The sequence below is a fragment of the Flavobacterium muglaense genome (assembly GCF_014305155.1).
In the GTDB taxonomy this organism is placed as follows: Bacteria; Bacteroidota; Bacteroidia; order Flavobacteriales; family Flavobacteriaceae; genus Flavobacterium; species Flavobacterium muglaense.
On sequence record NZ_JACRUK010000016.1, the window covers coordinates 23,897 to 37,626 of the forward strand.

Below are 13,730 nucleotides of genomic sequence, written 5' to 3' on the forward strand. Positions count from 1 at the left end.
AATAGTTGCCGAATTTTCTTCTTAAATAATATAATAAAAAATACTACATTTACTTTAATTGCGTTCATGCTAAAATGATTAGAAAATTTATTTTTCGAATCACAAGTTTGAGTTTTAACTCTTTAAAGTTTAAGAAATGAAAATTAAGGGATTTGTTGTAGTATTATGTGTGTTTTTTTTCTCCCAAGGATGTTCTAAAAAGTCAGCTTCTGATTTTAATTCTGATTTTTCTTTGTTCAAAGAATTGATCAGCAATTTTACTGGAGGAATTGTTTCTTCACAGTCCGATATTCGCGTTGTTCTTGCCTTTAACAAAAAGGAATGGAAAGCGAATCAGGTTTTAGATAATGATTTATTTGATATTTCACCAAGCGTAGATGGAAAAGTAGTAGCGCTATCCTCAAATACAATTGCTTTTATTCCAAAAGAAAAATTAAAACAAAACACAGAGTATCAAGTTACTTTGCATTTGTCAAAATTGATAAAGACAGAAAAAGAATTGTCTGAATTTAATTTTACTGTGAAGACAATAAAGCAAAATTATATTGTTGTAACAAATGATGTTCAGTCCTACAGTAAAGATTCACAATATTTAAATTGTGTTTTAAAAACTGCCGATGTTACGGATTTAGAGTCAGCTATGAAGCTTGTTTCTGCTCAACAAAACGGTAGTAGTCTCCCAATTAAGTTTGATAAAGGCGTTCGTTCTGGTACGGAGTTTAAATTTGTAATTGATAAAATTCAACGTTTAAGTACTGAAAGTAAGGTCATGATCAATTTTGACGAAAGTGCAATTGATGCCGAAGAGAAAGAAGCGCTTGAGTATATAGTGGCTGCAAAAGGAGATTTTAAAATCATGAAAGTTGATGTTCCAGAGGGAAATAATCAAATGATGACAATCAATTTTTCAGAACCGCTACGTAAGGACCAAGATTTTAGTGGCTTAGTTTCAATTGAAAATGCAAGAAATTTAAAATTCAGTACTGATGGTAATTTACTTAAAGTATTTTTCAATAACCAAACTACTGCAAACCCTAAAAAAGTAGAAGAAGAAGTAGTAGAAGACGTTAGTGAAGATGTAGCAGATAGTTCAGCCGTAGAAACAGTTGTTATTGATAGTGCCGCAGTAGCTGTAGCGCCTCCCGTTGTTCAGTATGTAGAGCCAGAAGTAGAAACGCAACAATTATTAACTGGAGAATTGCTAGTAGAAGTTTTTCAAGGAATTGAAAGCATCTACGGTCAAAAGATGCAGGAAAGTTACACTACAAAAATTTCCTTTGATCAAGTAAAACCAGGTGTTCGTTTTGTGAAAAACGGAACTATTTTGCCTAGTTCTAATAATCTAAAATTAAATTTTGAAGCGGCTAACTTGAGAGCAGTTGATGTAAAAGTGTATAAGATTTATTCGAATAATATTCTTCAATTCCTACAGGATAATCAAATTAACGGCAGTCAGAATTTAAAAAGAGTCAGTCAGCCGATAGCCAAAACAACCATAAATTTAAAAGAAAATTCCTTAGTAAATACCAGTAAATGGAACACCTATGCTTTAGATCTTTCTCAAATTATTACGCCTGAACCAGGTGCAATTTATAGAGTTGAGTTTTCATTCAAGAAAGCATATTCTTTGTATAAATGTGCAAATTTAGATCCGGAAGATAGTCAAGACGATGAAAAAGAGGAAGTAGATGAGGATGATGTTAATTATAGCAATTCCAATTATGATGATGATTATTACTATGAAAATTACGATTGGGATGAAAGAGAAGATCCATGTAGTGATTCTTACTATTACAATAGTAAAGTTGGGACTAATATTCTAGCATCTGACCTAGGGGTTATTGCAAAACGCGGGGCTGATAAATCGTATTTTTTTGCAGTAAATAATATTGTAACAACTGAACCAGTTAGTGGTGCAAAAATTGAATTGTACAGCTACCAACAACAAAAATTGGCAACAGAAAAGACAGATAGTGATGGTATTGCTAATTTTAAGCTCAATAAGTTCGCCTATTTTGCTATTATTACTGAGGGTAAAAGTGCTACCTATATCAAGCTAGATGACGGCACATCATTGTCAGTTAGTAATTTTGATGTCGCTGGTGAAACCTTACAAAAAGGCTTGAAGGGATATATTTATGGGGAAAGAGGCGTTTGGCGCCCTGGAGATGACTTGTATCTGTCTTTTATATTAAATGACGCTGCTAATAAACTGCCCGAATCACATCCTATAAAATTAAGACTTTCGGACCCCAATGGGAAAGTAGTTTATCAAAAAGTACAAAAATCGAATGAGTTAAATCATTATGTTTTTAATGTTAAGACTGATCCTGATGCACCTACAGGAAACTGGGAAGCCATGGTGAGTGTGGGAGGTGCGAAGTTTTACAAAAGTGTGAAAATTGAAACGATTAAGCCGAATCGTTTACGAATCAAGAATAGTTTTAAAAGAGCGGTTCTCTCTTCTTCTTATCCTAATAGTAGCAACCTAGAGGTAACTTGGCTTCACGGTGCAATTGCTAGAAATTTGAAGGTAGAAATGCAAGCTAAGTTTTCGCAACAAACGACTACTTTTAAAAATTACCCAAAATATACTTTTGATGATTTAGTACGTAAATTTAATACAGAAGAGATTAATATTTTCTCTGGAAAAATAGATGGAAACGGTAGGGCTTCGGTAAATATTCAGCCTAAATTGAATGAACAAGCTCCTGGAATGTTAAGAGCTTCTTTTATCACAAAAGTGTATGAAGAAGGGGGCGATTTTAGTTCAGATGTGATGGCAACAACCTATTCTCCTTACAAAGTTTATGTAGGGTTAAAATCTCCAGAGCCTAATAAATACGGTACCTTAGAAACAGGAAAAAACAATAGATTTGAGGTGGTGACTGTCGATGAAAACGGAAGACCGAGATCCGTACGAGACCTTGAAGTAAAAATATTTAAGGTCGAATGGAGATGGTGGTGGGATGCATCAGAAGATAATTTATCGAATTATAATTCGTCTAATTCGACTACTTCCTATAAAACAATGTATATCAATACCGATTCTAGTGGAAAAGGTAGTTTTCAGTTTGCAGTCGATGAAAATGATTGGGGGAGATATTTAGTACGTGTTGCTGATGAAGATGGCGGACATGCAACTGCTCAAACCGTTTTGATTGATTGGCCAATCTGGTCAGGAAAAACAAGAAATACAGATGCTTCTACGGCTAGTATGTTGGTTTTTTCGACTAATAAAAAAAATTATGCTGTAGGTGAAAAAGCCGAAATATCTTTTCCTTCAAGTGAAGGCGGAAGGGCGTTAATTTCGATCGAAAATGGAACAAAAGTAGTTCAAACACTTTGGGCTGTAACTAAAAAAGGAGAAACTAAAGTTACCGTTCCTATTACGTCAGCGATGGCTCCTAATGTGTTTTTTAATATCACTTTATTGCAACCGCATGCAACCACTAAAAATGATTCGCCTATCAGAATGTATGGAATTGTTCCGATAGAAGTGGTTGATAAAAACACCATTTTAGTACCAAAAATCGCAATGCCAGCAGTTTTAAAACCAGAACAATCTTTCAATGTTCAAGTAAGTGAACAATCAGGGAAAGCAATGACATATTCTATTGCAGTTGTTGATGAGGGATTATTAGATTTGACTCGATTTAAAACGCCTAATGCTTGGGATAGTTTTTACAGTCGTGAAGCACTTGGGGTAAAAACTTGGGATGTTTATGATGATGTAATTGGTGCGTATGGTGGTAAAGTAAATCAGATTTTCAGTATTGGTGGAGATCAGGATTTAGGTGGCGGAAAGGCTAAAAAAGCAAATCGATTTAAGCCTGTTGTTATCTACCTAGGGCCTTTTCTTTTGCCGAAAGGCGGAACAAAAACGCATAAAATAAAATTACCAAAATATATAGGGTCGGTAAGAACAATGGTGGTTGCTGGTGATGCAAGTACTAGTGCTTACGGGAATGTTGAAAAATCAACTCCTGTTCGCAGTCCGTTAATGGTTTTAGCGTCGTTGCCAAGAAAAATTTCTCCATCTGAAAAAGTGACCATTCCAGTTACGGTTTTTGCGATGGAAAAAAACATAAAAAATGTACGAGTTGAAATAAAAACAAATAACGGACTGAGGGTTATTGGAACAAGAGCGCAGACATTAAATTTTGCAAATCCGGATGAGAAAATGACTTATTTCAATTTAGAAGTAGGGCAAACCACCGGTATTGGAAAAGTGACAATCACGGCCACTTCAGGAAGTGAAAAAGCTTCTTATGATGTGGAGATTGATATGACAAATCCAAACCCGATAACAAATACTTATAAAGATGTCGTTTTAGAGCCACATAGTTCTAAGACGATTTCATGGGAAACTTTTGGTGTTGCAGGAAGTAATAAGGCTAAGCTGGAAGTTTCGTCTATGCCAACAATAGATTTTAATCGAAGGTTACAATACTTAATAGGATATCCACATGGTTGTGTAGAGCAAACGACATCATCTGTTTTTCCTCAATTGTATTTGAATGATGTGGTTGATCTTGATGCGGGCCGTCAACAAACAATTCAAAAAAATGTGTCTGCTGGAATAACGAGATTAGGTGGTTTTCAATTAGCAAATGGTGGATTGTCGTATTGGCAAGGTAATACGGTTGCTGATGATTGGGGAACTTCGTACGCTGGTCATTTCTTGATTGAAGCCGAGAAAAAGGGATATGTTTTACCTATTAATTTTAAATCTAAATGGATTTCGTACCAACAGAGAGAAGCGAAACAATGGCGATTTACACCACAGTACGGAAATGATTTAGCGCAAGCTTATCGTTTATATACACTGGCTTTAGCGGGAGCTCCAGATTTGTCTGCGATGAATAGATTGAGAGAGACCGCCAACATTTCTAACGAAAGTAAATTGCGTTTGGCTGCGGCCTATGCTTTGGCGGGTCAAAAAGCAGCTGGTGTTTCTTTATTGCTGAAAACTACTATTGACGATGAAAGTAATAGTTATGGTCATTATTATTACTATGGATCAAGTGAAAGAAACAAAGCAATGACTTTAGAGACTTTAATTTCGTTGGGTCTAAAAGGAAAAGCATTTGCAGTAGCGACTCAGTTAGCCAAGAAAATGGCGAGTGATCAATGGATGAGTACACAAACTACGGCTTATTGTTTGCTGGCAATGTCTAAGTTTGCTCAAAATAACGGAGCAAAGGGTATTGCTTTACAGTATAAAAAAGACGGGAAAGTTCAAGCGATCAAAACGATGAAATCTATTGCAAACCGATCTTTAGAAGTTAGAACAGGGCTGAGCACAATGACGTTAACGAATACTAAAGATAACACCGTTTATGTAAGGGTGTTGAATAGCGGTATTTTGCCTATCGGTCAAGAGCAGGTTTTACAAAATAACTTAGCAGCTTCGATACGTTTTAAAAACAGAAAAGGTGTTGTTATCGATGTGAGTAAAATTGATCAAGGAACAGAATTTATTGCAGAAGTTAATATTAGAAATTTAAAAAATGAAGGTGTCGAAAATGTTGCCTTGTCTCAAATTCTCCCTTCTGGATTCGAAATCGTTAATACAAGATTTACGGATTATGGTGATTCGACTAACAATGTTGCGGACTATATTGACATACGTGATGATCGAACGAATTTCTATTTTGGGCTTAAAGCCAATGAAAGTAAAACATTCAGAGTATTGTTGAATGCGTCATATTTAGGAACTTATTATTTGCCAGGATTACAATGTGAAGCGATGTATGACAATACGTTTTTAGCCAGAACAAAAGGGCAATGGGTTGAGGTTGTGAAATAATTATAATGTAACCCAATAGTTTTAAAGACTGTTGGGGACTTTTAAATAGAATGTATTGAAGAATAAATTAATTGCGTTCATGCAGCGCATTATAAATTGGATTAAAAACAATAGAATTAAATCATCAATAGTTTTTGTACTATTGGTGGTTTATTTTTTTTCATTGCCTAGCACTTTGTTTGAAGAACCTTACTCAACGGTTATTGAAAGTAGAGAAGGGGTTTTGCTTGGCGCCAAAATAGCAAGGGACGGCCAGTGGCGTTTTCCAGAGCAAGATAGCGTGCCAGATAAATTCAAAAAGTGTATTGTTTATTTTGAAGACGAATATTTTTATCAGCACCCAGGATTTAATCCCATTGCTATGTTTAATGCGATCAAGCAAAATAGAGCAGCAGGAAAAGTAGTTCGCGGGGGAAGTACGCTTACGCAACAAGTGATTCGTTTGTCTAGAAAGGGAAAAGGGAGAACTTACTTTGAAAAAGGAATAGAAGTACTTCTCTCTACACGATTGGAGTTGGGGTATTCTAAAGACGGAATACTTAATTTATATGCTGCTCACGCTCCTTTTGGAGGAAATGTTGTTGGACTCGAGATGGCTTCTTGGCGGTATTTTGGCGTACAATCGCATCAATTATCATGGGCTCAAAGTGCTACATTAGCAGTTTTACCTAATGCTCCTAGCTTAATTTATCCTGGTAAAAATCAACAAAAATTGCGTTTAAAAAGAGATCGCCTTTTATTGAAATTACAAACAGAAGGCGTGATAGACAGTCAAACTTATGCCCTTTCTATAGCGGAGCCATTGCCTCAAAAACCGTATGATTTACCACAAATTGCGCCGCACCTTTTACAAAAAGTAGTTAAAAGCCAGGAAGGAGAACTTGTAAAAACAACTATTGAAGTGGAACTGCAAAATAGGGTGAACCAAATTGCAAAATACTATCACAATCAATACAAACAGAATGAGGTTAATAATTTAGCTATTATAGTAATTGATATTACGAATAGAAATGTGATAAGCTATGTTGGGAATGCACCAACGGATAGAAACCATCAAAAAGATGTCGATATTATTGATGCTCCTAGAAGCACGGGTAGTATTTTGAAACCTTTATTGTACGCCGCGATGATGGATGATGGAGAGCTACTGCCCAACACCCTAGTCCCCGATATACCTACACAAATATCTGGTTATGCTCCCCAGAATTACAATCTTACCTTTGATGGTGCTGTCCCTGCTCATCGTGCATTGTCGCGGTCTTTGAATATTCCTGCCGTTTTGATGCTACAAGATTTTGGAGTAAATAAGTTTTACGAAGAATTGCAAAAATTTAAGTTGAGGGATATCTCTCAACCGCCAGATCATTACGGATTGTCATTAATTTTAGGTGGTGCCGAAAGCAATTTATGGGATTTATGTCGAACGTATGCGGGCTTATCCTCGACTGTAGATTACTTTAATAAAAATGATGGGAAGTATCGAACCAAGGAGTTTGCAGAGTTAAATATTCATCAGGATTACAAAGTAGATTTTGGTGATCAAAGTGATCAAAAAACAATATTGGGAGCAGGTTCTATTTGGCTTACGTACAATGCTATGGAACAAGTAGGACGTCCTGAAGGCGATGAAGCTTGGGAGTTTTATGATAGCGCTTTAAAAATTGCTTGGAAAACAGGAACGAGTTTTGGTAATAGAGATGCTTGGGCAATAGGAACCAATTCTAAATATGTTGTGGGTGTTTGGGTAGGGAATGCAACTGGAGAGGGTCGACCAACTTTAACCGGAGTTACTAGCGCTGCACCTATTTTATTTGATGTTTTTAATTTGTTACCAAGAAAAAAATGGTTTGCTACCCCTTATAAAGATTTAAAAGAAGTAGAAGTTTGCTCGCTAAGCGGTTATCTCGCACAAGAAAATTGTCCAAAAATCAGTCAGTTGGTTTCCTTAAAAGGGAGTTCAACTGCAATTTGTCCTTACCACAAGATGATTCACGTAGATAAAACAGGTCAATTTAGGGTGAACAGTAATTGTGAAAGCGTTGAGAATATAGTTGTAAAAAACTGGTTTGTCTTGCCTCCGGTTATGGAGTGGTATTACAAAAGCCACCACATAGCTTATCAAACATTGCCGCCTTTTAGAGCTGATTGCGGTTCGAATCAGGTGGCTTCAATGGATTTTATTTATCCTAAGGCCAATAGTAAAATATATTTGACCAAAGATTTTAATAGCAAGGTGCAACCTGTAATTTTAAAAGTAGCACATTCACAAAGTGAAGCACGACTATTTTGGTATGTTGATAATGTGTATAAGGGCGTTACAAAAACTTTTCACGAAATGCCTATTGAACCTGTTTCTGGGTTTCATTATATTACCGTTGAAGATGAGGATGGTAATGAAATTAGGAGGAAAATAGAGATTGTACGCGAATAATTTTGATCGAAAGTTGTTTGATTTTATAAGTGATTTGTGCTGATTATGGTTTTGTTTATTTCTAAATTTGCAAAATAGAACAAAGCTTGAGATTGCTATTTTATAAAATGGGCTTTACATGCAAATGATTAAAATATTTAAATGAAAAAAAGTTTACTATCGCTCCTGTTGGGCGGTTTGACAATAGGAATAACTGAGTTTGTAATGATGGGGCTTTTGCCAGATATCGCATCAGATTTGAAAGTTTCGATTCCGGTGGCAGGGTATTTAATATCAGCTTATGCATTAGGTGTTGTGATAGGAGCGCCTTTGATTGTAATTATTGCTCGTAATGCTCCACCAAAAAAGATTTTGTTGCTATTAGCAGTAATGCTGACTATTTTTAACTCCTTGTCTACTATTGCGCCCTCTTATAATTTCTTGTTGCTCTCTCGTTTGCTTTCAGGATTACCTCACGGAGCCTTTTTTGGTGTGGGTGCTGTAGTAGCAACACGTCTAGCAGATAAAGGGAAAGAAGCGCAAGCTATATCCATAATGTTTTCAGGTTTAACAATAGCAAATCTGGCTGGAGTGCCTATTGGGACTTACATAGGGCATCATTTTGCTTGGCGTTATACATTTATTATCATTGCTTTTATAGGACTGTTAACGATAGCGGCTCTTTATTTTTGGATGCCAAATGTAGAGGCTAGAGCCAAAGAAACAGTAAAAAGTCAGTTGCAGGTATTTAAAAAACCAGAAGCTTGGTTGGTTATTTTGATTACAGCTATAGGTACAGGAGGTTTGTTTTGCTGGATTAGTTATATTGCTCCGTTGCTAACCAATATTTCTAAGTTCTCCCCTTCTGATGTTTCTTATATTTTGGTTTTGGCCGGATTAGGGATGGTGATTGGGAATTTAATAGGAGGGAAGTTAACCGATCGATTTTCGCCGGAGATCACTATAATTGCGATTTTGTTATTGCTTTCGGTTGATCTAGTGTTGGTTTATTTGTTTTCGTCTAATCAATATATGAGTTTATTGTTAGTGTTTATGACAGGTTGTATTTCATTTTCTATAGGTGCGCCTATTCAAATGTTGATGATTAAAACGGCTGTTGGCTCTGAGATGATTGCTTCAGCATCGATACAAGCTGCGTTTAATGTGGGTAATGCTTTAGGTGCTTTTTTAGGAGGATTGCCATTAGTAGCTGGATTGAATTACGCCACGCCTAACTTAGTGGGCGTTGCTATGGCTATGAGTGGTGCTTTAATTACATTTATTTTTTTACAAAGAAGACGTAGATTGTCCCGTTTAGGAGGCGGCCAGTTTAAAGCTGTGAAAATGGAGGTATGATAAATTTGTGATCGTGTAAATTGATGTCTGAATATTATTTTTAAAGGGTTGTGAATTGATTTCACGGCTCTTTTTTTTAGCCCAGATTGCAACGGAAATCCTTTATTGTTTTTCTTTAAAACAATAAAGATTGCAGTGTAAAGCTGGAAAAGCTCCAAAAAACAAAGACATAAAAAAACCGCCACACGAGGTTGCTAAGCCGAACTGGCTAAGCAATTTTACGAAAGGCGGTTTTTTGTTCTGAATGTTATTCCAGAATTTATTCTTTAATTTCTTTTCCTTGTTTATCATTAAAATGATATTCAAGGTACGTGTAAGCGTCACGAGGTATGATTTTTACCCACTTTTTATGTTCAAAAAACCATTTTGAACGTAATGATGGAAAACCTTTGGTAAGGTATGCTGCCACAAAAGGGTGTACATTAAGTACCACTTTTTTGTGGGTTTTTAATATTCTTTCTAAGTCAGAAATGATTTTATCGATAATTAGGATTGGCGCTTCAATTTCGCCATTCACATCGTTTGGATCTTCTTCTCTAGTTTTAATGTTTACTTCTGGTCTTACTCTTTGTCTTGTAATTTGGACTAATCCAAATTTACTAGGAGGTAAGATTTTATGTTTCGCTTTGTCATCGCTCATTTCTTCTCTCAAGAAGTCGAACAAAACTTTACGATTTTCAGGATTAGACATATCGATAAAATCAATTACAATAATACCACCCATGTCACGTAGACGTAATTGTCTAGCGATTTCGGCGGCAGCTATCATGTTGACTTCCATGGCTGTATCTTCTTGGTTGGTTGCTTTATTAGAACGGTTTCCGCTGTTGACGTCAATGACGTGTAAAGCTTCGGTATGTTCAATAATAAGGTAAGCCCCTTTACTCATGGATACGGTTTTCCCAAATGAAGTTTTGATTTGTCTCTCTATGTTATATTTCTCAAAAATAGGTGTATCGTTTGATTGATAAAACTTAACAATTGATTGTTTTGAAGGTGCAATTTCTTGCAAATAGTCCTTTGTTTGGTTGTACAACTCTTCATCATCAATTTGAATACCACTAAAGGTATCATTAAATACATCTCTTAATATTGAAGACGCTCTATTGAGTTCTCCTAATACTTTGGATGGATGATGAGCAGTTGGTAATTTTTTACACATTGCATCCCATCTGCTTAGCAGGTTCTGCAAATCTTTTTCTAGTTCGGCTGTATTTTTGCCTTCTGCTACTGTGCGAACAATAACACCAAAACCTTTAGGTTTAACAGAGTGTACAAGTTTTTTTAGTCTGTCTTTTTCTTTTTTGTCCTCTATTTTTTGAGAAATAGAAACACGATCTGAGAAAGGTACCAGAACAATAAAACGTCCGGCAAGAGAAAGCTCAGCGCTAATTCTTGGTCCTTTGGTTGATATTGGTTCTTTTACTACTTGTACAAGGATCGATTGATTGGCGTTTATTACCTCAGTAATGGTGCCGTCTTTGTCGATCTCTTTGTCAAACTGAAAGTTTTTTAGGGAGAAATCTTTTAATTTACCTGCGCTTACAAGTTTTATGAATTTCAGTTGGGAAGATAAATTAGGTCCTAAATCATGATAATGTAAAAAGGCATCTTTTTCGAAGCCTACGTTTACAAAAGCAGCGTTAAGTCCAGCAACAGGTTTTCTAATTTTGGCAATAAAAATATCACCTACTTGAAAGTTGCTTTTTTCTTCTTCTTTGTGTAATTCAATTAGTTTTCCATCTTTTAATAAGGCAAAATCTACGAAATCAGAACTAGATCTAATGATCAATTCTTTATTCATCTGTAAATTTTTATCCAGACTTTTTGGCTTTTGGCTTTTAGCTTTTGGCTTTTGGCAAATTTTACATTGCTAATGGCTAATAGCTAATGGCTAAGAGTTAATTGTAAGGATGGATTAAACAATAATTTTAACAGGTATTGTACCCGGAGAAAACTAGCTAGCAGTTTGCAGTACAAAGTGATCAGTAAACTGAATACTAAAAACTGACGACTGAATACTAATTTTCGATTTCAATGAACGTTTAAAAAGAAAAAAGTAGTTAAAAACTACTTTTTCTTTTTGTGACGGTTAGCTCTCGCTCTTTTCTTACGTTTGTGAGTCGCTACCTTATGTCTTTTTCTTTTTTTACCACTTGGCATAATCTTTTAGATTTTATGATTAATATTATATTATTTTGCTTCGTTATTTATTTTTACTCCTTCAACAAAAACTTTTGCTGGTTTGAAAGCAGGAATGTTGTGTGCAGGAATTTTTATTGTTGTATTTTTGGAAATATTTCTTCCTGTTTTTTCAGCTCTTGTTTTCACAATAAAACTTCCAAAACCTCTTAGATAAACATTGTCTCCAGTTTCTAATGAATTTTTTACTTCATTCATAAAAGTCTCTACTGTTGCTTGAACATCACCTTTTTCAAGACCTAATTTTTCTGAAATTTTTGCTACGATATCTGCTTTCGTCATTTTCTTTCCTTATTTATTATATTGTAATAATTTTTTTGAGTGTGCAAATATAGGAATTTAAAAAACAATAAATCAAGCTAATTCGTTAAATTTTAATCATATAAACTTTTACTTTTGCAAACAAATATTTAATAATGATTTTTTCTAACTTGCTTATTCAGTGGTATTTACAAAACAAACGAGATTTGCCCTGGCGTAATACTACTAATCCTTACTTCATTTGGCTTTCTGAAATCATGTTACAACAGACGCGAGTAGCGCAAGGAATGCCTTATTTCTTGTCTTTTACGACGGCGTTTCCTACTGTTTTTGATTTGGCTAAAGCCGATGAAGAACAAGTGTTAAAACTTTGGCAAGGTTTAGGGTATTATTCCCGAGCCCGCAATTTACATAAAACGGCGCAATATATAGCTACTGATTTGGAAGGAATTTTTCCAGATACTTATAATGATTTGTTAAAGTTAAAGGGAGTGGGCGAATACACTGCTGCTGCAATCGCTTCTTTCTCGTATAATGAGGTCGTGCCAGTGGTAGATGGTAATGTTTTTAGAGTATTGTCGCGATTTTTAGATGTAGAAACAGACATTGCGCAAGCTTCGGCTAAAAAAGAGTTTGCTGCTTTAGCTTTTGAATTAATGCCAAAAGACAACCCAGCTATTTTTAATCAGGCTATTATGGAGTTTGGAGCTTTGCAATGCGTTCCCAAAAGTCCAGATTGTGGTAGTTGTGTTTTTAATGAAAGTTGCGCTGCTTTGCAAAAAGGAAAAGTAGATCAGTTACCAGTGAAGTCGAAGAAGTTGAAAGTGCGCAATAGGTATTTTAATTATCTGGTGGTAGAGGATGAAAATGGCGCTACTGTAATTCATAAACGTGTATTGAAAGGCATCTGGCAAAACCTATACGAATTCCCCTTGATAGAAACAGAGCAGGTGGTGGGCTTTGAGGTGATAGCTAAGCTAGTTCAAGATGATTTTTTTAAAGAGAATAAGGTGGTAAGTATTATGGAGTGGAACAGTGAAAGTATTATACATAAGCTATCACATCAACACCTATATATAAAGTTCTGGAAAATTAAACTAAAAGGAGTTGTTAAGGACGGCGTTGATGTGGTTAGTATGAAAACATTTCCGTTTCCTATAGTGATTCATAATTTTATCGAAAAGGAATATATATAGGTATCAAAAAAATGTATCTTTGATAGAAATACCATAATTAATAAAATGAACGGAACGTTGAATAAAGTGATGCTTATTGGGTATCTAGGTGATGAAGTGAAAATGCATTATTTTGATGGAGGGAGTTGTATTGGTCGGTTTCAATTGGCAACAAATGAAGTTTATGTGAATAAAACGACTAATGAAAAAATTACTTCTACAGAGTGGCATAATTTAGTGGTACGTAATAAAGCAGCAGAGTTGTGTGAAAAATATCTTTCCAAGGGAGATAAGATTTATGTAGAAGGTCGCATCAAGTCTCGACAATGGCAAACAGAGGATGGAACGGTAAAATATGCCTCGGAAATACAGGTGACAGAGTTTACTTTTTTATCGACAAAAAAGGATGCTGAAAACAACAAGCAAATTCCCAATCAAGAATCGACAAAAAAGGCTAACTTTGACCCACAGAATAATGGCTTACCTATCAATGATTTGCCGTTTTGATTGTTTA

Annotated in this window: 7 protein-coding genes; 5 read left to right on the plus strand and 2 right to left on the minus strand. The window is 35.4% G+C overall.

Going from position 1 to position 13,730, the window contains the following annotated elements; translation table 11 throughout:
- The first annotated feature begins 136 nt into the window (after positions 1-136).
- The 3 genes from H8R24_RS08480 (at position 137) to H8R24_RS08490 (ending at position 9,578) form a co-directional block, all read left to right on the plus strand.
- Positions 137-5,812, plus strand: a complete 5,676-nt coding sequence (locus tag H8R24_RS08480) for an alpha-2-macroglobulin family protein (RefSeq protein WP_187018161.1) — start codon at positions 137-139, stop codon at positions 5,810-5,812.
- Between the two features lie 55 nt (positions 5,813-5,867).
- Positions 5,868-8,243: a penicillin-binding protein 1C gene (gene pbpC, locus H8R24_RS08485; RefSeq protein ID WP_187018160.1), complete on the plus strand. Its 2,376-nt coding sequence runs from the start codon at positions 5,868-5,870 to the stop codon at positions 8,241-8,243.
- Positions 8,244-8,384: 141 nt separating this feature from the next.
- On the plus strand, positions 8,385-9,578 hold the full coding sequence (locus tag H8R24_RS08490; RefSeq protein ID WP_187018159.1) for an MFS transporter: 1,194 nt from the start codon (positions 8,385-8,387) through the stop codon (positions 9,576-9,578).
- Between the two features lie 259 nt (positions 9,579-9,837).
- Here the strand turns inward: H8R24_RS08490 and H8R24_RS08495 are convergent, their stop codons facing one another.
- A complete protein-coding gene (locus tag H8R24_RS08495; protein ID WP_187018158.1) occupies positions 9,838-11,382 on the minus strand; it encodes an Rne/Rng family ribonuclease in 1,545 nt (514 codons plus the stop codon).
- A gap of 389 nt (positions 11,383-11,771) precedes the next feature.
- A complete protein-coding gene (locus H8R24_RS08500; protein WP_016989051.1) occupies positions 11,772-12,062 on the minus strand; it encodes an HU family DNA-binding protein in 291 nt (96 codons plus the stop codon).
- Positions 12,063-12,196: 134 nt separating this feature from the next.
- Here H8R24_RS08500 and mutY point away from each other — a divergent pair, with 134 nt between their 5' ends.
- Positions 12,197-13,237, plus strand: a complete 1,041-nt coding sequence (gene mutY, locus H8R24_RS08505) for an A/G-specific adenine glycosylase (protein WP_187018157.1) — start codon at positions 12,197-12,199, stop codon at positions 13,235-13,237.
- A gap of 45 nt (positions 13,238-13,282) precedes the next feature.
- On the plus strand, positions 13,283-13,723 hold the full coding sequence (locus H8R24_RS08510) for a single-stranded DNA-binding protein (RefSeq protein ID WP_187018156.1): 441 nt from the start codon (positions 13,283-13,285) through the stop codon (positions 13,721-13,723).
- The last annotated feature ends 7 nt before the right edge of the window (positions 13,724-13,730 follow it).

Bases quoted from the DNA above. Each gene is read 5' to 3' on its own strand.
- H8R24_RS08495 (WP_187018158.1), bottom strand. From the start codon at position 11,382: ATGAATAAAGAATTGATCATTAGATCTAGTTCTGATTTCGTAGATTTT.
- H8R24_RS08510 (WP_187018156.1), top strand. From the start codon at position 13,283: ATGAACGGAACGTTGAATAAAGTGATGCTTATTGGGTATCTAGGTGAT.
- H8R24_RS08490 (WP_187018159.1), top strand. From the start codon at position 8,385: ATGAAAAAAAGTTTACTATCGCTCCTGTTGGGCGGTTTGACAATAGGA.
- H8R24_RS08500 (WP_016989051.1), bottom strand. From the start codon at position 12,062: ATGACGAAAGCAGATATCGTAGCAAAAATTTCAGAAAAATTAGGTCTT.
- mutY (WP_187018157.1), top strand. From the start codon at position 12,197: ATGATTTTTTCTAACTTGCTTATTCAGTGGTATTTACAAAACAAACGA.
- H8R24_RS08480 (WP_187018161.1), top strand. From the start codon at position 137: ATGAAAATTAAGGGATTTGTTGTAGTATTATGTGTGTTTTTTTTCTCC.